Source organism: Candidatus Zixiibacteriota bacterium, assembly GCA_018820315.1.
In the GTDB taxonomy this organism is placed as follows: Bacteria; Zixibacteria; MSB-5A5; order JAABVY01; family JAHJOQ01; genus JAHJOQ01.
This window is the reverse complement of record JAHJOQ010000090.1, coordinates 1-24,877: the sequence shown is the minus strand read 5'-3', so window position 1 is coordinate 24,877 and position 24,877 is coordinate 1. Positions and strand designations below refer to the sequence as shown.

The 24,877-nt window shown below is 50.4% G+C and carries 17 protein-coding genes and 2 tRNA genes; 7 read left to right on the top strand and 12 right to left on the bottom strand.

Annotated features, from left to right (window positions below; all coding sequences use genetic code 11):
- Window positions 1-22 precede the first annotated feature (22 nt).
- Window positions 23-1,132, bottom strand: coding sequence for a GNAT family N-acetyltransferase (locus KKH67_08600; GenBank protein MBU1319242.1), 1,110 nt, complete (start codon window positions 1,130-1,132; stop codon window positions 23-25).
- Between the two features lie 303 nt (window positions 1,133-1,435).
- On the opposite strand from KKH67_08600, the gene KKH67_08595 reads away from it, so the two are divergent.
- Window positions 1,436-2,482 (top strand): class I SAM-dependent methyltransferase, encoded by a 1,047-nt coding sequence (locus tag KKH67_08595; GenBank protein MBU1319241.1) that lies wholly within the window; start codon window positions 1,436-1,438, stop codon window positions 2,480-2,482.
- Window positions 2,479-3,696, top strand: a complete 1,218-nt coding sequence (locus KKH67_08590) for a hypothetical protein (protein MBU1319240.1) — start codon at window positions 2,479-2,481, stop codon at window positions 3,694-3,696. Before KKH67_08595 ends, KKH67_08590 begins: the two co-directional genes overlap by 4 nt.
- A gap of 9 nt (window positions 3,697-3,705) precedes the next feature.
- Here the strand turns inward: KKH67_08590 and KKH67_08585 are convergent, their stop codons facing one another.
- Together KKH67_08585 and KKH67_08580 are read right to left on the bottom strand one after the other, a co-directional pair.
- Window positions 3,706-4,935, bottom strand: coding sequence for a DUF1028 domain-containing protein (locus KKH67_08585; GenBank protein ID MBU1319239.1), 1,230 nt, complete (start codon window positions 4,933-4,935; stop codon window positions 3,706-3,708).
- 184 nt (window positions 4,936-5,119) lie between these two features.
- Window positions 5,120-7,969, bottom strand: a complete 2,850-nt coding sequence (locus KKH67_08580) for a choice-of-anchor D domain-containing protein (protein MBU1319238.1) — start codon at window positions 7,967-7,969, stop codon at window positions 5,120-5,122.
- Between the two features lie 489 nt (window positions 7,970-8,458).
- Between KKH67_08580 and KKH67_08575 the strand changes: the two genes are divergently transcribed.
- Both KKH67_08575 and KKH67_08570 read left to right on the top strand, forming a co-directional pair.
- Window positions 8,459-8,848: an Rrf2 family transcriptional regulator gene (locus KKH67_08575; protein ID MBU1319237.1), complete on the top strand. Its 390-nt coding sequence runs from the start codon at window positions 8,459-8,461 to the stop codon at window positions 8,846-8,848.
- Between the two features lie 542 nt (window positions 8,849-9,390).
- Window positions 9,391-12,156: an insulinase family protein gene (locus tag KKH67_08570; protein MBU1319236.1), complete on the top strand. Its 2,766-nt coding sequence runs from the start codon at window positions 9,391-9,393 to the stop codon at window positions 12,154-12,156.
- A gap of 141 nt (window positions 12,157-12,297) precedes the next feature.
- Here the strand turns inward: KKH67_08570 and yedF are convergent, their stop codons facing one another.
- From yedF to KKH67_08555, 3 genes are read right to left on the bottom strand one after another with little or no spacing between them, the layout of a single operon-like run.
- Entirely contained in the window at window positions 12,298-12,645 is a 348-nt protein-coding gene (gene yedF, locus KKH67_08565; protein MBU1319235.1) for a sulfurtransferase-like selenium metabolism protein YedF, read from the bottom strand.
- A gap of 15 nt (window positions 12,646-12,660) precedes the next feature.
- Window positions 12,661-13,428, bottom strand: coding sequence for a 3-hydroxyacyl-ACP dehydratase (locus KKH67_08560; protein MBU1319234.1), 768 nt, complete (start codon window positions 13,426-13,428; stop codon window positions 12,661-12,663).
- Window positions 13,425-14,711, bottom strand: coding sequence for a 2-hydroxyacyl-CoA dehydratase family protein (locus tag KKH67_08555; protein ID MBU1319233.1), 1,287 nt, complete (start codon window positions 14,709-14,711; stop codon window positions 13,425-13,427). Before KKH67_08555 ends, KKH67_08560 begins: the two co-directional genes overlap by 4 nt.
- Before the next feature lie 483 nt (window positions 14,712-15,194).
- Between KKH67_08555 and KKH67_08550 the strand changes: the two genes are divergently transcribed.
- Window positions 15,195-16,475 (top strand): metallophosphoesterase, encoded by a 1,281-nt coding sequence (locus KKH67_08550; protein MBU1319232.1) that lies wholly within the window; start codon window positions 15,195-15,197, stop codon window positions 16,473-16,475.
- A 416-nt stretch (window positions 16,476-16,891) separates the two neighbouring features.
- Here KKH67_08550 and KKH67_08545 read toward each other — a convergent pair whose 3' ends face one another.
- Both KKH67_08545 and KKH67_08540 read right to left on the bottom strand, forming a co-directional pair.
- Entirely contained in the window at window positions 16,892-17,305 is a 414-nt protein-coding gene (locus KKH67_08545; GenBank protein MBU1319231.1) for an ATP-binding cassette domain-containing protein, read from the bottom strand.
- A 105-nt stretch (window positions 17,306-17,410) separates the two neighbouring features.
- Window positions 17,411-17,499, bottom strand: a tRNA-Ser gene (locus KKH67_08540).
- Between the two features lie 210 nt (window positions 17,500-17,709).
- Here KKH67_08540 and KKH67_08535 point away from each other — a divergent pair.
- Window positions 17,710-17,783, top strand: a tRNA-Arg gene (locus KKH67_08535).
- 1,415 nt (window positions 17,784-19,198) lie between these two features.
- The gene (locus tag KKH67_08530; protein ID MBU1319230.1) at window positions 19,199-20,032 is read left to right on the top strand and encodes a cytidylate kinase family protein; all 834 of its coding nucleotides are present in this window, start codon (window positions 19,199-19,201) and stop codon (window positions 20,030-20,032) included.
- Here the strand turns inward: KKH67_08530 and KKH67_08525 are convergent.
- From KKH67_08525 to KKH67_08510, 4 genes are read right to left on the bottom strand one after another with little or no spacing between them, the layout of a single operon-like run.
- Window positions 20,029-21,645 carry a HAMP domain-containing protein gene (locus KKH67_08525; GenBank protein ID MBU1319229.1) on the bottom strand — a complete coding sequence of 539 codons (1,617 nt, stop codon included), beginning with the start codon at window positions 21,643-21,645 and terminating at the stop codon, window positions 20,029-20,031. The genes KKH67_08530 and KKH67_08525 overlap by 4 nt on opposite strands.
- Before the next feature lies 1 nt (window position 21,646).
- Window positions 21,647-22,024, bottom strand: a complete 378-nt coding sequence (locus KKH67_08520; protein ID MBU1319228.1) for a response regulator — start codon at window positions 22,022-22,024, stop codon at window positions 21,647-21,649.
- A 24-nt stretch (window positions 22,025-22,048) separates the two neighbouring features.
- Entirely contained in the window at window positions 22,049-23,119 is a 1,071-nt protein-coding gene (locus tag KKH67_08515) for a sulfite exporter TauE/SafE family protein (GenBank protein ID MBU1319227.1), read from the bottom strand.
- An 18-nt stretch (window positions 23,120-23,137) separates the two neighbouring features.
- Window positions 23,138-24,640, bottom strand: coding sequence for a cytidylate kinase-like family protein (locus KKH67_08510; protein ID MBU1319226.1), 1,503 nt, complete (start codon window positions 24,638-24,640; stop codon window positions 23,138-23,140).
- Between the last annotated feature and the right edge of the window lie 237 nt (window positions 24,641-24,877).

The window sequence follows — 24,877 nt, the reverse complement described above, 5'->3', positions numbered from 1 at the left end:
CGGAAGATGTCCACAGAATCTTCTAGTTGAATGGAACAAGGCGTCGATAGGAGCGCAATTTCGGAAGAATCTTGTTCTTGGCGGTCATTATGATCACACCACGCGGCGTGCTGTTTCCGATCGTGATGCTGACGTGTTTTCTGATGTTGCTCGTCCACTTCAGTTTGTAAGAATAGGCATCACCGCCCATGTCGTATTCGCATGCTTTCTTCTGCTCGAACATCCTCTTAAGAATGAGCACTCTGAGACCGTTGCCGGGGGTGTAGTATTTGTATTCCCTGTCAAAATCGCATCGAATCATCGAGTGTCTATCATTGCAGCTCAGATGATATTCGAAACCAACGGCAGTACCCTCTATCTTGAGAACATACAGACACACATCACCACTTTCGAGCGCAACCGGAGTGTACTCTGAATAGAATCTTCCTTGAGGAGTATCAGCGATCAGGTGATCGCCACTGTCCGCTTTCCAGCTCTTTGCCGAAATGTCAAACATTGCCTGCTTGAAATCTTCGAACTGCTGAGGGGTCTCGATTTTCACCAATTCGCAAGAATCAACTTTGTCGAGTCTCCTTATGCACATTCTTTCCAGATGTCTCTTGGTCTTTGTCGGGAGCGTGCTCCAGTAATCATCCCAACTCCCGTCAGTCAGCAGATAAGGCGAGTGCAGTCCTTCCACAATCTGAGAATCGAATCTTTGCCCCTTGCCACCGAGAAACTTGACAAACTTGTTCGTAGCCGCGGTCTCTTCTTCCAGATTCCCCATGTAGATAATATCCCAGTCCTGCAACGAGAATGCCGCATCTCCCAGATCCATCACTAAGTCGTTGTCGACACAAATGAAGTTGCAGCGTGGGGTAAAATCTGACGACAAAAAGGACAACCCGCGCGCTCGAACGCCTCTGAAGTTGAAGTCCCTCCTGTGAAGCGGCAATGCACCGGCCAATTGCCCGTCTCTCCACGCAGTTACGATTGTAAGAGAATCCTGAGCCTCAAACGCTCTGATCCACTGATCGAACCAGCGATGCTTCATGAATGCGTGGTCGGCTTCCGAGTGACAGAGGAGTTCGTCCCACGCAGTTCCCAACTTCATGAAATCGCTGAAAGTCTCGATTAGTTTGAGTTGGCTCACGCGCACAATCCCCCGTTAGGTCAAATACACCATCATGGCCGTTCGATAGTTGATGCGCTTAGTTGGACTTGCTCAAATGCTGAGCAGTCGGCCCGGATTTTGACGGTATACTTTATTTATCGGTGTAATGGGATGAAGCTTTATCCGATAAATTATTAAGTATCAGGAAGCTATCCGATCGTCACATAACGGATATGCAGAGACAAGCTCGCGCGAAGCCTCATTGCTGGCGAGAGCTTACGGAGTGATCAGAGGGCTCAGCCCAACGAGCCATTGACCTTCCATTCGAACCGGAGTCTAACTGTGAATGATAACAATATCAAGCTGGTGACGCCTGAGCAGGAGAGCAGCTACGACTGGCAGCTCAGGAAAGAGGCCGAATTCTGGGGAAAGATGGCGCGAGTCCGCTGGGACGGCGGCATCCCAATGACGATGGACTTCACGCGCGCCACTCGATACAGGGTCAGGAGAGCTGAGCTCGGCTGGGGTGATTATTTCCAGGACCCAAAGGCGGATGCGCTGACACCATTCGGGCGCGCTCGAATTCGATTTATCAACAAGACACAGAGCACTTCCGGTAATCGCGCTCTCGATCTCGGCTGCGGAGCGGGATGGCTGGCACTCGAGGAAGCTCGGGCAGGCAAACTCGTCGATGCCGTCGACATAAGCGCCGAAGAACAGAATGTCGCGCGAGAATATCAGAGCACACTCGAAGAGACTATACCAGGCAGCATCAACTGGGTTGTTGCTGACCTCAATCGCTTTGAGACGAAGATCGCTGAATATGATGTCGTGACTGCATGGGATGCTCTCCATCACATCAGGAACATCTCGGGGCTGATCGAGCAGATTGACAGGGGTCTCAAACCTGGCGGGTACTTCCTGCTGAGCGAAAGAGTCTGGGGAAGTGAGAATCCCTCTGTGCGCGCCCGCATTGGAATGTATCTCGAACGGTTTCTCTGGACTCTTGTCCCCACGCCATCACCGTATACATACCGCCGGAAATTTAGGGAGTTCTACGGCACGCTGAGCCTATTCTTTAAGACCAAGATCCTGCGCAAGAAACACACACAGATGCCGTGGCAGATTAAAGACGATGGCTTCTGCTCCCCGTTTGAGGATGCTTGCGGTCAGGAGATAATCGATGAAGTTACAAAGCGCTTTGATATAGAGCGAATGGAGAACTACGGAGGATTCACCGAGGAAATCCTCAGAAGCCTCTTTCTTCCACGGTTTCTGAGAATGCCGGCGACGCTGTTTCTCGGGTGGCTGGACCATGCGCTTGTCAAAGCGCGGATTCTTGAAGGTAAGATCTGCATCGTATATGCTCGCAAGAGAGATGATCGATGACTGCATCGAGTAAGCTGCCACCTGCGGTAGTAGCGACTATGTCATACTCGGGATTAGCTGTGGCTCGCAGCCTTGGACGCCGTGGAATCAAAGTCCATGCCGTCGCAGGTTCCGGTAACGAAGTAGGGATGAAATCTCGATACGCTACACCGGTTGTCATTCCCCATTTCATCAGAAGCGAGACCGACACGGTCAATGCCTTGCTCAGACTCTCTGAAACCATCGGCGAACCGGCAGTTCTGTATTGCACCGGCGATGCGATAGTACTCCCGGTGATTCGAAACAGAGAAACACTGCAGCAACACTTCAAATGTCTTATGCCATCGTGCGGGATTGCCGAGAGTCTCGTAAGCAAGGCGGGTCTCGCCGACATCATCTCGACATACGAGCTTCCCGGACCGCGCGCGAGGATCGTCGAGAACGGAGATGAATTTAGAGATGCAGTCGAATTTGTCGGCCCCCCTGCCCTCATGAAACCGGTCTACTCAGCCTCATGGTATCGTCAGGAGATTGTCGATCGAGTCGGCATCCGCAAGGCATTTGTCTCCGAAGATGCTGATGCGCTAAGGTCGTGGTATGACAAAGTAAGTGATGTGGACCCCAGGGTCATTCTGCAGGAGTTCATTCCGGGTGACGATGCCAGCCTTTATTACGTTTGCGGATACTTCAATTCCAACGCGGAGATGGAAGCCGTATTCGCCGGCAGGAAAGTGCGCTTGACGCCGATTCACTATGGCAGTGCATCTTTCGTTGAGAGCGTTTATGACGAGGTGTTGTTCGAAGCGGCGTATAATCTTCTTGCACCTCTCGGTTACCGAGGACTCTTCGGTGTCGAATTCAAGAAAGACGCCCGCGATGGAATCTATAAAATCATTGAGGTCAACGTCCGCTGGGGACTCTGGGATGGCCTGGCGGCACGCTGCGGGATCGATCTGGCTTTTCTTGCATATGCTCGCGAGACAGGTATTCCATATGAGTTTAATCCCAAATATCGATCGGGAGTGAAGTGGGTCAGCATGCGCAGAGATATCGATGCGTTTCTGGATTACCGCAAGGAAGGCTCCCTCTCTCTTCGACCGTGGATCAGAACTCTACTCGGGGAAACGGAAGCGGCTGTATTCGCATGGGACGATCCTCGTCCATCTGTGGACGAATCCGCCGCCATTCTGCGTGAGAAGTTCGGCAGTATCCGCTCAAAGCTCCATGTCAAGTGACTCAGAAACTCAACACCCTGAGCAAGGTGCTGGCCCGCCGCCAAAAATGTACTGAATCATAAAAACAACGTCGTCAATGTCAATCTCACCTGTGCAGTCTGCGTCGCCCGCCTCATACGGATCGGGCAGTGCGCCTCCTGCAAAGATGAACTGAATCAGATAAACGACGTCATCGATGTCCGGCTGACCACTCCAATCCGCATCACCACACAAGTAATAGTCGATCACTGGATGATCGCTCAATTCGACCGGTTCACCACCGCCATAGATTGAGACCGTGAATGTGTCACTTCCCGCGATCGCAGGAGGAGCAACTGTGGCTGCATATTCTCCTCCACCACTATTCGTGACTTCGCCGACAATACCGCCGCCGCTGTTTGTGATCACAAAGGAAAGACCTTTTTCGATAGGATCACCGAGATCGTTGCGTGCGTTTATTGTCAATTGCGGCAGCAGTGTACCTTCTGTCGGCACGAGTGTCGGAGCGATAGTCGCACCGGACAGATTGCCGTCAGCAACATGTTCGGCCTGCCATTCGGCATACTGTGCTTGCAGAATCGGAATCGGGTCTTCTTCGCACGGCGTAGTGGAAACGACTTTGTACAGATATGAGGTCATGCCATCGCCGGGCAGCTTCACTCTTATGAACGCTGAAATCGCGGGCTTCTCGCAATCCATGCAACGTGTATCCGCGCCCGGAACATCAGCAGCCGCGAGCGCAGCCATGAGTCTTTCGTCGATATCTCCCGGTGTCGTCAGAAACGCTGTCTCCATGTCATCGAGAATCTCCGGACCGAGCAGGATATTCCCCTGAATTGCGTACCCTGGTCCTATCCGATGACCTGCATAGGCGGCGCAGCCGGAACCGGTATATCCGGCGGATGCTCCCGGACCGGCGAGAGTAACAACTCCGTATTGGCGAATGGCCGGATTACCCTGGGCGTCATTATTGGCAAGCCAACTTATAATCGAATCGGGAGTCAACCCTTCTCTCAGCAATGAATCGGCATTGCTCTGATTGTCACCGTTCCAGTAGGCCTGCGTGTGTATCGAGCCGATGGCCTCGACCATGCGGTTGATGATATGCGAGCCGTCTATGCATGAAGCCCCAGCTCCACCGACCGCGCCGCTTACAGAATCGATTGCCACTATCGAAAACGTAGCGTGCGCCAATCCTGGCATCAGGACAAACAGCGCTAGTGCAACTGACACAGCGAATACAGCTCTAACCGGAGGCATGATTGGTCCTCCCAATCTGATATTGGTTTCCACGAATTGAGTGATGCGAATACCAAATATTAGTAGCAAATCCGTCCCGTTTCGTCAAGGACATGCCAAGTCTGACGAAAACCAGCTTTAAGATGGCATCAATCAATCTCAGAATCCTGCCGCTGTCAGGACGGAGATTTCACCAAGAAACCGCTCACCCGCAGCAATTCGAGACCGGTGCGGGACCGCCGGCGAATATGTACGTGATTAAGTAGACCACGTCATCAATATCAACACCTGCGGCACCGTCGGCATCACCCACGCACACAAGCGGGATCGGTTCCGGACCACTCGCGAAAATGTATGCTATCAGATACACAACGTCATCGATGTCGATCGCGGTCGAGCCATCAGCATCGCCACACACAACAACTTGCGATTCAGTTCCGCCCGAAAGGCAGTAGACATGACCATCTCTGTCGCCAACGACCACTTCCCAAGAACCGTCGCCGACAATGTCCGGAATGGCTGCAAGTCCATCAACCGGTGAGCCGACATACACCGCCTCAAGCTCAGATCCATCTTTGCCGTTGAGGAAATAGCAATAGTTGCTCGAGTACAGAGTGCCGACCATCAGATCCTCGATGCCATCGCCGCTGATATCGGGACAAACATCCAGACACCACGGTTTGTCTGCGATGGGATGGCTCCAGATCACTTCGCCCGTTTGTCCGTCGACTACCTTCGCTGTTGGCGAAGTATGTGCCGGAATGACGTCAGGATGACCGTCAGCGTTTGCGTCAGCGATTATCTCGATCCTGATCACAGACCCGACCGATGGTTCAATCCATTCCTGTGAGCCATCGGCAGCATCGAGCCCATAGAGATTGCCTGTTGTGAAGCTGAAATCGCCTGCCACAATGTCCTTCTTGCCATCGCCGGTGAAGTCATCGACCTGCCCCAGCGCCCAGACCGATGATCCAGTCGGCGAAAATGTCCACTCTATACCGCCGGTCTCTCCATTGATTCCATACACTCTCGCTTCAGTCTCGGAATTGACTGAAGCGCCTGCGACGACATCCGGCTGACCGTCGCCCGTGAAATCCTCCACACCGATCACGGAGAATCCGGGACCATTTGTCGGGCACTCCCAGATAGAAACTCCCGTTAGTGCATCGAGACAGTAGACACGCCTGGGACCGGTGTTGTCACCGTCATCGCCTGTCGATGCGAGCACATCTCTTATGTCATCGCCATTATAGTCGTAGCTGCAGTCTACCTGATACACCCATGCACCGCCGCCGTACTCATTCGTGTAGTGAGTCCAGATTTCTTCACCAGTCAGACCGGACAAGGCTCGGATGAGCTTGCCACCCCAGGCTGATCCGACAACAACATCATCAAATCCATCCATGTCGATATCATCCATTATCGCTAATCCTACCTGCGAGTAAACTGATCCGGAATATATGTAGTGCTCCCAGAGAACATCACCATGGGCATGAGCGTTGCCATTGAAACAACGGATGTAGTCATCTTCTGAGCAGATAATAACATCTGGGACGCCATCATCATTGATATCTTCAATCGGCGCAATCGCCTTGACGCTGTTATCATAGTTGTCGGTTGTGATTGTGAACTCCCAAAGGCCGGCGCCGTAGGGATACGGTATGTCGATGCCTTCTCCCTGGATTGAAACGCCCTGCGGATTTTCATCGGGATCATTGCTGCTAACCGTCAAACTCGCGCTGAATCCACCCACAGCATCGGGGCGAAACCAGATACCGATCTGCTCAGACGACAGCACTGCAATATCAATCGGGAATTCAAGATCTTTGTCTACAATGAAGCGGCTGTTATCAGAGTAGACATCGTCAATCGTCAGGACAGCATCGCCACGGTTCTCGATGACCATGAACCATCGAGTATTCGCGTTGAGCCTCACCTGTCCATAGTCGTGCAGAGTTTCCACAAGATAGATATCAGCTCCGGGATATACGGCATTGCCGGTCAGAGTAAGATCGGATGACGGATTGATAGGATCGTTCGATTCGACGGTTGCAATTGCGTCAAGTGCGCCAAAATCGAGAGGCGACCAGACAATCGGCAGCTGCGCCTGTTCGGTCGGCAGCAGAGTTAATGGGAACGTGGAGGTGCAAGACAGATCCACTGAGCCGGAGAAGGAGACGCCGGTGATGACAAGGTTGTCGGTGCCAACATTTTCAACCGTCGCATTCCAGGTCCCCGGCGATCCGACCGTCACGATTCCATAGTTATGCTGTGTGTAGGGAAATGAGATCGCGGGTGTTCCGCTGCCGGACAGATCGACCTTGTAGAGATAATCGAAGGCATAGTCGGCACCATTGTCACAGTACCACAAATACTGTCCGTCCCACACTATTCCAGCCGGATCGACACCATCACTCGGGTGCGATTCGATGAGACTTCCATCTGATGGATCAATCAAGTAGAGTGCATCCCCCCAATAATCGGCCATCCATAGATTACTATTCTCAATGCAGAAATCCCACGGCTGATTGTCGGGAGCAGTGAACTGATCGAGTACGACGCCTGATGAATTGACCTTGTAGATAGTCGCCGGGTCAGGATAATATGTGGCTACCCAGAAATCGCCACCGTCGTAAGCAATGCCGGACATATAGTGATCTGGCAGGTTGAACTGTGACACCAGTCCGCCGCTCATGTTGAATTGCAGAGCGACTGCCGGATCGGAACTGCTGCCCGCATGATCTGTTGTCCAGAGATACGTTCCATCGAATGTCAATCCGAAGGCATCCTCCTGAGGTCCGGTAGTAAGAAGCGTATAGTCACCGGTCGACGGGTCTATCCGGTAGACCTGATTGCCGTTGGCTCCATAGATGCCGCAATAAAGATAAGAACCGTCCCAGGCAAGCCCTGATGCCCCCTCTGGTATGGTGTACGTCGCCACAATGGACCAGTCGCGCTGGCCTGCTTCCGCATTGGAGAGAGGCATGGATAGGATCGCGCAAAGCGCAAGCATCAGTGCCACCGACACCACAGGTTGTAAAGTGCGCACTCTCATTTGTCACCTCCGACTACTGATTTATTGGGGATTCGCGCCGACTCGGACATTCTCCTTCGTGCGTCCCGTTTCTTGCCGAGCGGGCATATTCTCATGCATGTATAAATCCAGGATATGTAAGTTTACACTTCAATTTAGTGCAAAAGTCCCCGAAGTCAAGTGCTGAATCAGGCCGGCAGCACGCAATTGCCATTGATCTTGACAAAGTGAGAGCTGTGCGTTCTCTGTGCGATGTATTCATGTCGACATGATATTCGATGGACAGAAGTGTGATTTCATATGCAGAATAAGACCCATAAATTCGCTTTTCGATATTTTGTCGGGAACAAATACTTCATGTTATCGGTGTAAATGGATAAAATGCTTGCTTTTTTGAAAAAGGATCATTACTTTGGAGACTAATTGAGTCCTGCATCATTCGCATGAAATCATCTTTCGCGAACTCATTCATGAGAGTGGTGTATCTGAGAACGATAAGAGAGGATTATTATGAGGATTTCTCGCAAGGCAGATTACGCTCTTCGAGCAATGTCGTACATGGCAAATCAACCGGACGGAAAGCGAAGCTCCATATCGGAGATCGCGGAGAATGAGGCAATCCCGCGCGACTTTCTGGCCAAGATACTCAAGGAGCTTACTGGCAAGGGACTTTTGAAATCATATCAAGGGGTAACGGGTGGTTATCAGCTTGCAAAGAGGAAATCAGAGATTACCTTTCTCCAGATCATCGAAGCGATGAACGACAAGATCAAAGTGAGTTTGTATGTCGATAAGAAAGGGGCTCCGTTGCAGCTATTCTGGTCAGAGCTGCAGGACACTCTGATCAAGACTTTCCAGGGAGTCACCCTCGACAACAGCCGGTATGTTCTGAGAAAGTAACAGGGCACCTTGACATGCCTGGTGTATTATGATGCACTCGGCTCACTACTCGAACAAGGTCAGCATGGCGCATCCGTGATTCCGCTCTCCTGATCCATGCGTGTCCGCGGCTATCAAATCAGCACGAACAAATAAAGCCGGCGAATAAATTCGCCGGCTTCTTCCTCAGGGAAACGGGGGAGTTTTCCCTCAATCCATCTGCCACGTTGTCAAACCGATGTCTAATCTATGGTGTCAAGCCGTTGATCGGTCCGATGTCATATCATGTTCGCTGTATGAATTGCGTGAATAATCCCAAAATAGCAAGGCGTGTAGAGTGCCAACAAAGGGCGTATGTCAACCTACGCATTAATTACCCAATTGGAGCGCTCAGTGCAGAGACATTCGCACAGATTTACAGATTTCAAACTCAATGTCAGTCCTCCGCAGATGTTTATGAAGAAATATCTCCCATAATTGTAACCTAATGACTGTCCAGTTCGTACATTTACCAAAGAAATGTGTAAGTACACATCCTGAACTAACATGGGAGGAATCTGACTATGTATCAGATGTCGAAAGCTATTGTAGTTGCCTGCGGTTTGATTGCGGTTGCGTTTTCTACTGCCGTAGCGACTGACTTGCCGGAGATCAAGTTCGAGAAGTACACTTTGGAGAACGGCCTCGACGTGATCTTGCACGAGGATCATTCGATCCCGATAGTGGCAGTGAATATTTGGTACCACGTAGGATCGAAGAACGAGGTAAAAGGACGGACCGGGTTCGCTCATCTGTTCGAACATATGATGTTCCAGGGCAGCGAGCACATACAGGGAGAGTATTTCACACCCCTTGAGGAAATTGGAGGACAGGTAAACGGTTCGACATCGGAAGATCGCACCAATTTCTGGGAGAATGTCCCCAGCAACTATCTTGAACTGGCTCTGTGGCTCGAATCGGATAGGATGGGTTACCTCCTCGGCGCGATGGATCAAGAGAAGCTCGACAACCAGCGTGATGTGGTGAAGAACGAACGCAGACAGGGTGTCGACAACCAACCGTACGGCACATCAGGGGAGATAGAATTGAAGCTGATGTATCCGGACGATCATCCATATTCATGGCCTGTGATCGGTAGCATGGAAGATCTATCGGCAGCTTCTCTGGACGATGTCGGCAACTTCTTCAAGCAGTACTACACTCCGAACAATGCTTCACTTGTGATTGCAGGCGACTTCAAGCCCGAACAGGCAAAGCAGCTTGTGAATAAGTACTTTGCGAACCTGATGCCGGGTCCCGAGATTCAGCGCATGACCCGGTGGGTGCCGAAACTTGATGACATCAAACGTGCCACCATCGAAGATGATGTGGAACTGGCTCGGCTCGATTACATCTGGCACACTCCTGCTTTCTACGATCCGGGCGATGCCGAGTTTGACCTGCTGGCGAACATACTTTCGACGGGAAAAACATCGCGTCTTTACAAAGCACTCGTCTACGAGCAGGAGATAGCTCAGAATGTCGTTGCATACCAGGCTTCAGCAGAGTTGAGCAGCACATTTCGTATCCAGGTTATGGCCCGCCAGGGACACACTCTGGAAGAAATCGAGCAGGCCGTGGATGCCGAACTTCGCAGACTTCTTACAGAAGGCATTACCCCTTCTGAGCTGGAACAGGCAAAGACAACATGGGAGGCCACCTACGTAAGAGGTTTGGAAAACGTCGGCGGCTTTGGGGGACGGGCAGATGTCCTGAATCGCTATAACACATTTCTCGGTGGTCCCGGTTATCTCGCATGGGATATGGAAAGATACTCAAAGGCAACGATCGAGAGTGTGATGAAATATGCAAGAGAATACATTGATCTCGACAAACGCGGAATCATTCACATCGTGCCGCAGGGGATGCTTGTCGCGAGCGACAATGTCATTGACAGATCGACGAAACCAACAGAAATGCCGGAACCTTCTTTCTCACCGCCGGAGATCCAGCAGGCAACGCTTACAAATGGACTCAGGATTCTTCTGGTTGAGGACCACAAATTACCCCTGATTCAGATGAATCTGGTGCTGAAGAGTGGTTGGTCTGCCGATGCAGCCGGCAAGTTCGGAACCGCTGCACTGACAGCAGACATGCTGAATGAAGGCACAAAGAGCCGTGTCGCCCTCGAAATTGCCGACGAGGCGAAAAAACTGGGAGCCATCCTGACTACGGGAAGTTATTTTGATGGATCCAACGTCAATCTCAACTCACTTACAAAAAACATCGATCCATCCCTGGAGTTGATGGCTGATATCGCTTTGAATCCAACGTTTCCTGAAGAAGAATTAGAGCGCTTGCGCAAGACATATCTTGGTCAAATCGCTCAGGAAGGCAAGCAGCCGTTTACAGCTGCACTCAAGTCATTTGCTGAGGCATTGTACGGCAAGGATCACGCATATAGCCAGTCGTACACTGGGTACGGGAACGAAGAAAGCATCAACGCGCTTACCCGTGCCGATCTCGTTGATTACTATAAGGCCAACTACTTCCCCAATAATGCTGCGATTACCATTGCCGGCGATATAACGCTCGCGGAGGCCAGAAAGAAGATCGAGCGTGTATTCGGCAAGTGGGAGCAGGGCACTGTGATAGTACATGAGCTGACTGCACCTCCGACGCCGACAGAACCCGTCATTTATGTGATCGACAAACAGAATGCGGAGCAGTCGGCCATAATAGCCGGAAACGTAGCCATGGCCCGGACTGATCCGGACTATTTGGCGTTTCAGGTGATGAATCAGGCACTTGGTGGTCAATTCGTCAGCCGAATCAATATGAATTTGCGCGAAGACAAGGGTTACACCTACGGTGCAGGCTCTTTCGTCAGGGCAGGGCGATATGACGCTCCATTTATCACGTATGCTCCGGTGCATACGGAGTTCACAAAAGAGTCGGTCGTCGAGATCGTTTCCGAACTGCGGGGAGTGTCGCAGGACCATCCCCTGACTGCGGAGGAACTCGAGTTTGCCAAGAGCAGTCTCATCAAGGGATTCCCACAGGGATTCCAAACTTACGGTGGGATTGCCGGTGGACTCAACACTCTTGTGCTCTACGATCTTCCCCTTGATGGGTGGTCGACATATGTCGACCGCGTTGCGGCTGTTGACGAAGCTACCGCATCTCGCGTCGCCAGCAAGTTTATTCGACCCGAATCACTGGTGATAATAGTGGTAGGTGACAGAGTCCGAATCGAGGAAGATCTCAAGAACTTGAATATTGGAAGAGTTGAGGGTATCGGAACGGGAGCCAGTCTCGATAAGATCGAGAAACTCAATAGCGCAGAATGAGAATGGGTCCCGATAAACTGGTCTGACTTCCTCAAGGCGGATGCTCCTCGCATCCGCCTCTGCAGTTTCGACACCGTTTGCACTTGCTCTCGAAAGCTCAATGATCACAGACGAGACATCAGGATTCAGCCATATGTCTTCTTACAGGGTTATCACCTTCTTGGCGCTCAACATTGCTGCGACAGTGTCTCTCATGTTAGTGGCTTCACCGACTATCAGCATTTCTTTTCTGTCGAAGTAATCGAGACAGGTTCCGCAAGACAAGACCACCGCACCGGCTTCCGATAGTTGTCTCATTTCATCTTCCACATCGGACCCTTTGGTCGTCAGGAAGACACCTGTATTCAAGCAAATGACCTTCGAAGGGATGGACCCGGATTCAAGAAGCATCTTAAGGAACGAGTTAATGAGCTTTGATCCCAAATCGGGTGCACCATCGCCGATTCCGGCTGACTTCAGAATCAACAACAGATCTTCGTCAACATACATTTTCAGATTCTCCTCTTATAAGCTTTCCCAAGCGGCTTCCTTCTGACCCAAACCGTGAAGGGCACATCCCAATGCACCCATCAATTGCGGCGCATCAGGTACATAAGCCCTAACGCCAAGACTCTCCTCTATCAGGCGAACGATACATCTGTTAAGTGATACTCCTCCAACAAATGCAAGGCTCTCCTCGAGAGATACCCGCTGTAACATCGACTTCGCTCGCCCGATGATCGACTTGTGAATTCCGAGGGCGATCTCGTTTCTCGGAGCGCCTTTTGCCAACATCGATATCACTTCCGACTCCGCAAAGACAGTGCACATGCTGCTTACATTCTCTGCATTGTCGGCGGTCAGCGCAAGTTCCCCGAATCCCCGCACGCTGCATCCCAGCGCCAATGCCATAATCTCCAGAAACCGCCCCGTCCCAGCGGAGCATTTGTCGTTCATCTCGAACTTTCTCATGTTGCCCCCTTGGTCCAATGAAATTGCTTTAATGTCCTGACCACCTATGTCAAGAATCGTTCTACTTGTGACGGCGACCGCTCTTACTCCCATTGAGAACGCCTTTATTTCGCTAATGATATTGCACTCGAAATGCTGACCAAAGAGATGACGACCGTATCCCGTAGCGGTGATTGTATCATATTCGAGTCCCTCGAGTAGGGATGTGCAGACAGACAGTGGATCAAACGTGTTCTCGGCAATGCGTTTGACGGTATGTCTCTCAGAGACAACCACAACCTTGACAGTACGAGATCCGATGTCAATTCCTGCGGAAATCATGACTGAGCGCTGATCCTCTCGATAAACGCCTCCACTCGGGTTCTGATCTGACCGACATCTTCCTGGCTGTAATCGGTGTCGATGCGGAGGACAGGAATGTCAGAGTTTTCGAGAGCCGTTTCCACAGGGCCACTCTCCATCTGGTACGGCTGACAGAATTGGAGGCAGTAATGTATGACGCCGTCTGCTTTGTACTGCTGCACCAACTGCTTGACATGATCCAGACGGGATTCGTTGGGAGTGAAGATTGCGCAATCAATTCTGCAGTACCTGTCGACGATACTATCGAGCAGCCCGTCCAACGAATCGGCAGTGACATCTACAAGATTCTGCGTTCCTCGCTCTCCAACGCAGGATTCCTCTCCGACAATCACCGCGCCGGAATCTTCGACTATCGCAGGCACTTTCCAGTTGGGGACAGCCATGGGACATCCGGAAATGAGAATCCGTGGTGTATCCGGAGCGAAGACACCATCATTCTCAGCAATCCGATCCTCAAGTTCATCACAAATCTTATTCACGGAATCGGTGAATCGAACGGGATCATCGTAGAAGTAGACCTGATTGACAAGCAGTGCGTCAAGTCCGGAGATAGGAGCTGGATTCGCAGCACGCAGCCGGTTGAGACGGTGTGCGGCCTTTCGTTTATTATTTGCGATTTGGACACCTCTTCGCAGGTTCTGCAGACTGATCTCTTTGCCGGAGATTTCCTCGATCTTCGCCATGAACTTCGTATATTCTGACTTCAGTAATGCGCGACCGGCATCGCTTTTCATCTGGGGCAAGTCCATCACATAGAGGCAATCGACCAGCGTGCCAAGTATTTCATAGGCCTTTTTCTTGCCGTCACATGTGTTTTCGCCAACCAGCAGGTCGACTGATTCGATGTAAGGACAAACTTTGCCAAGCTTGAAGCCGAATATAGATTTTATGAGCGAGCAGGTATTGCGTGGTACATATCTCTCGGCCTCGTCAAAACCGAATTCCGCGCCTGCGCAGAGACCGACGCAGACGCCATCAATCGCCAGGACCATTTCCTCGGGAACAAAGGTGCAGAAAGCTCCAACGACCGGTCTGCCCTGTCGTTTGGCATCCAGGAGTTCCTTTATGCGTAATCCGTGCACCTCAGACATCACAAAATCGAAATATTGCATTCCACGCGGCCGGTTTTTCTGCGACAAGTATACGTCCTGATAGGCCTGACCAAGAATGCCGAGGAGGGCATCATGGGATTCCAAATCTAACCCCAAATCCGTCCACATCTGATAATAATCGTCTGACACTGTAAATCTCCTTCATCATGAGTTGACCAAAATCCAACCGTGAGAAGACATCCGTTCGCCCAAAATAGCGATAGATTTTCAGTTGATGCTTCTATTGGCTATTAGAGGCAGAGACTCTATTGTCTCACGGACAACGGGAGATTAACGTCAGGTGTACGGGGGATTTGCTTGACAATGACTGGGGAGCACCGGACTATCAGGCTCCCGGAATTCTACTTTGCTGACTGACTCAAACATGCCTGACTATAGTCTGGAGATAGCCAAAACGCAAGAGATTTCGATGCAGGGCAGTGCAGAATGTGTCTCGTAAAGGTAATTGCCACGATTCACCCCACGTCCGATTCCACGCGGAACTCACATCAGACATTGCTACCGAAAGCATTGACAATCACATGTCCGCGAGCTATACTTAGTCGGTTGATCTAGAACAATTCGACATCGTAAACAAACATCAACGGGGGCTAATGCGCATGGAGGTGTGAGATGCGACTTGCTGCCATCTCGGATTTACACTGTGGCGATCCAATGGGAAGCCTTGTCGGCTTCGATCCTGCCGGCAATCCAGTACTCGGCTCAATGTACTCAGATCTGGTTAAAGCTGTCGGCGGAAAACTCGATTATCTTGTCCTGCTCGGTGACGTCCTCGATTGCTCTATAGTCGGATATGAAAAGGCATTTGCCGCTGCAAAAGTCCTTTTCACAAAGATGCAGGAGGACGGTCTTACGACCACGTTCATCTATGTTCCCGGCAATCACGATTTCGACATCTGGACTGCTGTGGAATATGAAGTCAACATCATTCACCAGATAGGTGCGGGAAAAGTCCCTCGCAAGTTTAAGATGGCAGTGCCGGGTGTAGTAGACGACAGACCTGACGCGGTCACAAGAGGCGCTATGCTGCCCGGAGTTACGATACGGTCCGGACCCGACCCGTACGGCGGGTTGTTCCTGGATCACATATCGGAGCCTGATCAAGATCCCGGAAACTTCATCTTTGTATATCCGAACTTGTATCTCGTTACCGACGAAGGAGAATCCGTACTCCTGACTCACGGACACTACCTGGAGTATTTCTGGACGCTGCTTGGCGAATGGACGATCGGGATTCTGCAGGAGGGTCTCAAGATCGATGATGTCCCGACTATAAAGCAACTGGTGAGTATCAATTTTCCACTCTGCCAGGCTTCCTGTTCAGGAATCGGGCAGGCGGGACCGCTCACCGATACGATTCGCAAAATCCAACGCGATGTCAAGGACCACAACCTTGGAAATGTGAAGAAGTACATGGACAGGATTGACAATAAGATCGACGACCTCTTCGATTACTCGGCCTTCAATCCGAAAGAGTGGTTGACGGACGCCATTTCAAACAATCTGAAGAAAGACCTCATGGAGTCACTTGGGAAATACAACGACACCAGATATGATGATGAGTTTATATACAACCCGGAAGTGCGCGATAGATTCTGGCGCTATTATGCGAGCTGCAAGCGAGAGCTTGAAAGCATCGAAAGAGATTCCAAGTTAAACATTCCGGCACCATTGAAGTTGATCTTTGGTCACACACATGTTCCCATTTCGTGGGACACTGTCGATCCCCCACACGCGAGTCACGAGCAACTGACTGACAACAAGAGACTCGACCTGTTCAACACCGGTGGATGGCTCTGGAGAAGAAACGATGCGGGACAGAAAGTGTTCGGAGGCGCCGAAGTGTTTCTGTACGAGACAGGCAAAGGCATCACTTCGGTGGCTGTACAATGAGCCATTAGAACAGTACCTGGTGCGATGGCGGTTGCAACGAATAATGCCTCATTCTCATGGGCCGACAGTCAAATATGTATGTCGCTAGGACCTTTCGGAGAATCTGATCCGAAAGCTTAGAAATAGAATATCGTCTGGCATCGGTGTAATCTCGCTACAACCGGCGGTAGTCACTCTGTTGCACGGTTGGACGATCGGATTGTGCACACTGATCAACACTGTCGGGAAGTACATCGACGCGTATCGCCACTCATGTCCACTCATTAGTTAGATTCGGGCAACTGCAACGTCAGTTGATTCATAGCCAATTCCCGATAAAACGAAGATCCTTCAAGCAACTCCGAGTGCATGCCATCATCAATGATCTTGCCCTTGTCGATCGCTATGATTCTATCTGCATGCTGAACGGTGGACAGTCAATGGGCGATGATTATAGCAGTCTTGTCACTCAGTATATTTGTCAGAGAATCTTGTATGAGATACTCAGACTTCGAGTTCAGGGCCGAAGTCGCTTCGTCAAGAATGAAGATCGGAGGTTCCTTCAGTATTGCTCGCACAAGACAAACTCTCTGTTTCTCTCCTCCAGACAGCGCAAGACCTCGCTCACTGTCCCGATATTCTTGAAAGACATCGTCAATACGCTTCTCTCTCGGAGAAATCCCGAGCTTGTCCAGGCGCTCTGACTCAGCCATTCCCTCGATAGTCTTCTTGAGAATCTTGGCGTCCTGGAGTGAACCGGCCTTGATCCATTTGTGCTTTGTGCCGAGGGAAACTACGACGTAGAATGTCTTTTTCCCGGACTTTGAGCGCTTGGATTGAATGCTTGCCACGTGTTCTCCTGTGAGAATTCTGTTAGAAACTCCAACTAGCGGAGAACTTTGTGTCAATAACTTTCTGTAAGATAGGGGGTAATAATTTGTTAGAAAGAATTCAAGCGGAGAGGCAGGGATTCGAACCCTGGAGACCCTTTTGGGGCCTACGCACTTTCCAGGCGCGCTCCTTCGACCAACTCGGACACCTCTCCGATGAGCAACTTCTCCGCTTCTTAGGAAAAGTTTTATCAATATATGCATAGAGCAAAGACATTCAACCACAATCTGCTGCTCCGATCAGGTGATGATATATCGTAATGACGGCAATGTCCAAATGCACAAGACCACTCACTCGAGAGCAACGGCATTCAGAAAAAAAACTTGACATAACTCTCTCCTGCGGTAAATTGATCGATTGCAATGCGCCCATAGCTCAATTGGATAGAGCGTCTGACTACGGATCAGAAGGTTGGGGGTTCGACTCCTCCTGGGCGTATTTTGATTTTCCCACACAGGCATCAGTCGGTGTCAGATTGCTCAGAGATTCGTGATACTCCCAACGCAACTCGTGGAATGTACTCGAACTGATATCCAGTTCCTCAAGGGTCATGCAGACTGATAACTCTGAACCCCCACCGTCCTGATTTATCCATCTACTCCGCTTGGCTGTATTGCTTCTGAAGTCTTACTCCAACTCCACACCACTCAGACTTTTTTCAGAACTATGCTCGTAGAGATAGCTCCGCCATCAGCACTTCAGCTGACTGCCTCCTGCCAGCGCAAAGTCGATAGGTGGAGCATTGGGTTAGGCGGTGATTCTGCAGGTTTGGCATGACCGGGAGGAGATTGTCTTTGTGTCAGGATGATCTTAATGGTAGCTTGATGAATCAAGCGGAGAGGCTGACACAACCATCACGCTCCCGCTTACCACTGTGCCGCGCACCGACACGATGATGAGCGTAGGCCTGTGACTGAGATATAGATATTGATGATATCATCTGCTTGGTAGGACATGTATTTCTTGGCGGCAACGCTCCCTGCGATCCGAACGGTGACGAATTTCCGGATTGTTGATTACTCACAACTGGGCACACGAACTTCATAGTCCCAATGTGCGAGATCATAAGTCTATGTCTAGGATAATCTTACAGGAGCCACGACAAATCAAGCGGAGAGGCAGGGATTCGACGCTAGGGATTTCGCGTAACTTTTTATTACACATGAAACTACGCGTAATTTGATGCCCTTTCATATGTTAAGTTCGTGCAAGTTGGTGCAAGTACAAGCGAGTTGAGTTGAGTTTAGAGGACTTGGCTGTTAGAAAATTGTTAGAAAGAAGAGCGGAAAACACCTGACTGTTCGAGTGCTCAGGGAACTCCACTCCATGCCATCCTGTACTGCATACTGCATGTCTGTAGGCAAATATCTTCGTCTCACGAGGTCTGATATATCAACAGTGTCGACTGCAACCGTTATCCTGGACAGAATCCTGCACCGAGCCAGAGTATGGTTCGAAATGATCTTGCTCCTGTCTAAAGAAGCATATCGGCGCCAATCTGATCTTCAAGAGAGCGGCAGCGTGGGACGGGTAGCCATTCCACGTTTGTGGATCACTAGGGTCGAGACCGTTCGATGGGTCTAAGATGTCGACCTGAGCCTGAGCTTCTTGAAAAGATGGCTCAACCTGTCTGAAGAACGCTTCCGACAGAATCAGATGCAAGTTCCGGTAGTCGTCACCTCACATCGCCACTCAGAGTTCGCACTACAAATAGTCGCACTACCCTGATTCACAATCCCTTGACGCAGCGAGTCGATTTTGCTATTATCAATATGTTGTTTAAGCGCGAGACTACTTGCTGACAGGCCAGACTTGAAGGAACTTAGACCTGCAAGTCTACAGAGGAGATCAGGATGGCAATCATTACTATTTCCAGAGGCATAAAAAGTCGTGGGGCAGAGCTGGCGAAGCAATTGTCGGAAAGGTTGGAGTACACCTGCAAGAATCGGGAAGTGGTTCTTGAAGGGGCAAAGAAGTACAACATCATGGCAGAGGATCTCTTTCGACAACTTGAAAAATCTCCCGGATTATGGCAGAAGTTGACGCGTGAACACGAGCGAAATCAGATTTTCCTTCAGTGTTCACTAATCGATGCCGTGAAACAAGATAACATCATATACCACGGGTTCGCTGGTCAGCTCTTTCTGAGAGGAATCAGGCATGTTCTGAAAGTGCATCTCTATGCACCTCTGGAAGAACGAGTAAGGGCAGTTATGGAGGAATCTGGTAAGAACTACGACGAGGCAAGCTATTACGTCGCCAAGATCGATGAGCAGAGAATGCTCTGGGTCAAGTATGTCTGCGGTGAGAACTGGCGCGATCCCTCTCTCTATGATATTTCGTTCAGCACTGAGAACATGACGATAGATACGATATGCGAGATTGTTGCACTGACTGTGGGTCGTCCGGAATTCAGAACAAGCGCTGAAGCCGCTCGCGGGCTTGAAGACCTTTCGCTGGTTTGTGAAGTCAAGGCGGCATTAGCTTCAGATGACAAGATGTGGAACATCCCGATAACAGTTGCAGCGAATAATGGCGTTGTTACCTTGCGCGGCACGGTCAAAGACAGCAAAGTGCGGGATGCGTTTGTAGCGATTGCCTCTCAGGTAAAAGGTGTTACTGCATGCCAAGTCAATATCAGCCTCACAACCGATCGGCTGAGCAAAGGCACCTTCGGTCACGACTAATTGTCGTTTCCTTTCGATGAATTGTGTTCCTTCGATTGACTATGCCCATCGGTGATGTCCGCCGGGATTGGCACAATCGGCAGGTGCACGGTAACCGTGGTCCCCTCGTTTAATTTACTATCCGCCTCAATGCTGCCGCCATGCTTCTCAATTATGCCCTTTGACACTGCAAGACCTAAACCGGTACCTTTGCCGGTCGGTTTGGTCGTGAAGAACGGAGTGAAGATTGATCCGAGAATGTGACCAGGAATACCGCATCCAGTGTCGGAAACATGAATAGAAACAAATCCTGTCTTGGCTTCCGGAGCCACCCTGACCTTGAGCGATCCGCCATCCGGCATCGCATCGATCGCGTTCAGCAGTAAGTTGAGAAGAACTTGGACAAGAAGCTTTCTATCGCCGTATATCGGGGGCAGATTCTCCGGAATCTCCTCGCTGATTTCAATTCCGCTCAATTTAATCTGGTTTTTCGCGAGACGGACTGTATCTTCTATCAGAGTCTCAATGTGCAGGTGCTCCGAGCTAGTTTCACTCTCGCGAGCGAAGTCAAGCAAGTTCTTTACGACCTGTTCTGCGCGCCTACCCTGCGTAACCAGGTCATTGATCATATCCGCAAGTTCTTCGTCAGAGAGGTCCTTAATACCTTCCTTGAGCATTTCTGATGTCAAGATGATATTGTTCAAAGGGTTGTTCAACTCGTGAGCTATCCCGGCTGTAAGGTTACCGATCGCGCGGAGCTTGTGTGATTCGACGAGTATGTTCTGCCTCCGATTCAACTCGTACATCATATGGTTCAGCGCGATTGCTACATACGAGAATTCGTCTTGATACTTGCGCTTCGGTGTAATCGGCAGAAAATCACCGCTGGCAAACCGCTGTGTAGCTGTCATGAGCCTGCTTAGACGCGAGATTATGTGCCGTGATATATACGACGCCATGAAAACCGAGAAACCCAGGAGTACAGCAAGCAGAGCAATGTGAACTCGCTTCGCATTGGCGATCGTCCCGGAGATGAGAAGTCGTTCCTGGCGGGAGACGTCCAGGGACAATTGAAGCATCTGGGAACCGAAACTTCTCAGAGACTGCGATACACTCTTGAAGCTCTCCGATTCCTTGAATGCTGGATCGTTCCCATGAGAGAGAATTGTATCAACGAGAACCTCATAATTTGTCAAGTATTCCTGCAAGCTGTCTATCTCCTGACGTCCGACAACGTGTCCCAATTCCAGCGCGGCAAGCCGCAATATGTGGTTGGCGCTGTCGACGTGTTGCCTCACCTCCTCCAGGTCGGAATCATAAAGAAAGTAGTTCTTCTCGCTGCGTCTTGCAGATTGAATCTCGTTGGCGAACTTGTCAGCCAGCGACACGAATTGCACGCGATCATTGATCATCGATAGCATAAGCATCGCAGCCACGGAAACTGCGGCGCTGATGATAAAGAAGATAACAAAAATGAGTGTGAGTCTTGCTTTGACAGTAAAACGAGGGCGTTCAAGAAGCGACTGCTTTATCCTGGTCTCCTCTGAGTCAGAGCTGGCCTCGGAAGAAGCAGACGTCAGATTGTTCTGCAGTATCTCGGAAAGGGAGTTCTTTCCAGATCTGTTCTTGTTCATCTCATCCTGCTAGTTGTGCGGCCCGGTCGATAACCTCTTTCAGGTCCTGGGGTCTGAACGGTTTTGAAATGAAGTCGAAGGCTCCCTTGGCCTGAGCTTCCCTGGCGATTTCGATCGTTGCGTAGCCAGTTATGAGAATGACCTTTGTGCTTTCTCCTTTTTCCATGATGTGGTTCAAGACCTGCATCCCATCAATGTTGTCCATGCGGATGTCAGTTACGACAATGTCGAATCGCTTCTCGTTTATACGGCCAATGGCGGTCTGACTGTCAACAAACGTCTCCACCGAGTAACCTATCTTACTCAGATACTGCTGGAGCCTCTTGCAAACCACAATCTCATCATCAATGATGCAAATATCAAGGCCACGGCTGCTCATAAGCCATACCTCCCTGCAATGACATTATTCGGTTCTTGTAACGATCGTAGCGTAAACCCGTCTCTTGCGTATGTACGCCCGTATTACTTGTATCAGGATCACAGTGACGCCGCCGATCCCGCTGATGTAAAGGAAATACTTGCTGATATCGTTGAGGAGTGGGAACTGCGATGGTTCCACAAAACCAATCATATTCAACTGTGCCAGATAAATGGGAATAGCGATGACACGACTGATAACACACAGGAGAATGATGATACCGGTCACGAGCCTGATGACTACTTCATTGACCACCTTGGTTCCGTACGCCCCGACGAAGATTCCGAGTAAAGATCCGATGTACAGCAGCACCACAAGACGTATATCGACAAATCCGAGAAAGGCGTAGTTTATTGCACCGAATGCACCCATGAACATTGCCAGGAACAGCTCCGTGCCCGCCGCGACAGCAGCTGGAACGCCGAAGACATATATCATGGCCGGCACACCGACAAATCCGCCGACTCCAATCGTTCCGGCAAGATATCCGGTGAACAATCCAACCAAAAGCAGTGCCCACAAAGAGACTCTGACATCAGCAACTGGAAAATAGATCATAGGGAAGAGTCGCAGCTTCGAAAGAAAGCCGCTTATCTTCTTGGAGGGACCAGTGTCGCTCTCCTTCCTTGACCTCAAGACATCCAGGACCATCGAGATTGCCACGCCGGACAGAATTACCACGAATACGGTGCTTATGTACAAGTTTGCAGCAGCACCTTTCTCGCCGTGGGTGTCGCTGATGCCAAAAAGCGCGCTCGATACCCATACTGCCAGTCTGATCCCAATCACTGCGGTAATCAACATGAAGATACCGAGCTTCTTGTCGACGTGTCCCAGCTCGCCATGCTTCCGTGACCCCACAAGAGCCTTGCCGAATTTATGAGTGATATTCGATCCGACCGCCATGATGCCCTGAACGCCCAGATTCATCATCCCTGGTGTCATGAAGAAGGCTCCGCCACTTCCGATAAAACCACTCAGCACACCTCCGATGAATCCAAGAATAATAATCTGGATTGCTGACCCGGTCGTAATATGTATTAACAGATCTTCCATCGTTCCTCCACCACGTAGCTAATCAAGTTGTATCATCCGCAGGAACAATCCGACGGCGGAGCTATATACATATGCAAAGATCGGAATGAAGATAACGATGCATGTTGTCGCCAGAATTCTTGAAGATGTTCCTTCGCGCATCAACAGCGCCATAATCTGATCGTCAAAATGAAATATCGCAGCGAGAATCAACGCACTTAGTATTGCAAAAAAAGCCATTCTGAAAACCTGTTTAGCTCCAAAGCGATAGAATTGCTGAATTTCCTTCATTGATACCACAGGAGTTTTCAGTGATTCGGACAGCGCATTAACCCATTCCTGGGTCATATGCTTCCGTGTATCCGTTGTCTTTGAGAGAAACATGTTATCTAACACGATCAGCCGGTAGTCTCTGGAGCGATCAATGGCATTGAGCAGAGTCTTTCGCGATCCCTCAATGATCCGTTTCCCTCCTGCTCTGCCGTCTGTTATCAGTTTTTCGTAGACTCTGGAGATGTCGGTCGGATCCCCATCGTTCAACTCTTCGACTTCATCGATAATGCCCGTCTCGAGCCAGTATCCAAGGGCCTCTTTGGCGATCTCCTTCCTGACTGGATATCGAGCAAAATCTTCTCCCGGTGTCATCTTGATGACTTCTACTGCGGCGTCCCATGAATTGGCGAGCGATAGCACGTCTCCGTACGCGCTGTCATCAGGATCGAAACTCTCCTGAATCCAGAGAATATTACTCTGTGCTTCTGTGCAGACGATCTCTGTGGCGCCGGTCAATGAGTGCAGTGCACCTGTGATTGCATCCGTATCATCAACGTGCTGAAAGCTGTAAGTTACATGCAGGACGCCCTTATTCGCCATTAACTTCAGGTTCATCGGTCTCGTCTTGTCATCCCGGAGCAGTGCCAACCGTGCCCTAGCTGCTAGCAGCAAATCCCGGAGAGCGCTTCTTGATGCCGGGGTAGACTGAAATTCCGGCAGTTGTGCCATGGAACAGATTGCAGCTGCGGCATTGGCTGGGTGCACCTGACTCAGATTCAATACAACATCGTACAGCGTGAACACGTCCCATTCCACATTGTAACACTTCCTGACCCACTTTCTCCTGTCCTCTTCGACCGCCTCGATATACTGCTTAGCCCTATTTCGCGAAAGATTTAGTCGGCTCATGACCGACGCTATCCGTTGTTCGTCACTTGTGACCACTCTTATTCTAAGGACATTGTCTACGCCCGGTAGAAGCAGATGGCCGGTGCGGCCGTGATATATGATATCGTGATCGAGGGCTTTTTCGCACAAAATGGACGTGGCCAGAGCCTTGTAGTGCTCTAACTCGATTGCCAGACGTTCTGAGAATATGTGTGGTTTGACGATGGAAGTCTCGAGCTTGCCCACCGGGATCTTTTGCCGAGTCGCCTCCTCCAGAAGATCTTCCCTACTTATGCATTCGTATCCAAGCTTGTTAGCAAGATCTGTGGCGAATTCTGTTCCCCCGGACTGGCTACCCCGCGATATACTGATGATCTGCATTTTGCCTCACTCAGGTCTCCGTTCTAAATGTACTCGGAAAGGATCTGATTTTCCGAGCAGTCCCGAAGCTTTGTTGATTCGCAAGAAGCAATAAATCCTCTCATTAGTCAACACCGATTTTGATGGTCGTGTGGGACTCGGAACGTAAAAGGTACCCCCCTTCTGATCTGGGGGAAGAATGGAAAAAGGTTGATAAAGGAATGGTTCAAGAGCAGGTAAGTCGGAGTGAGCGTAGCG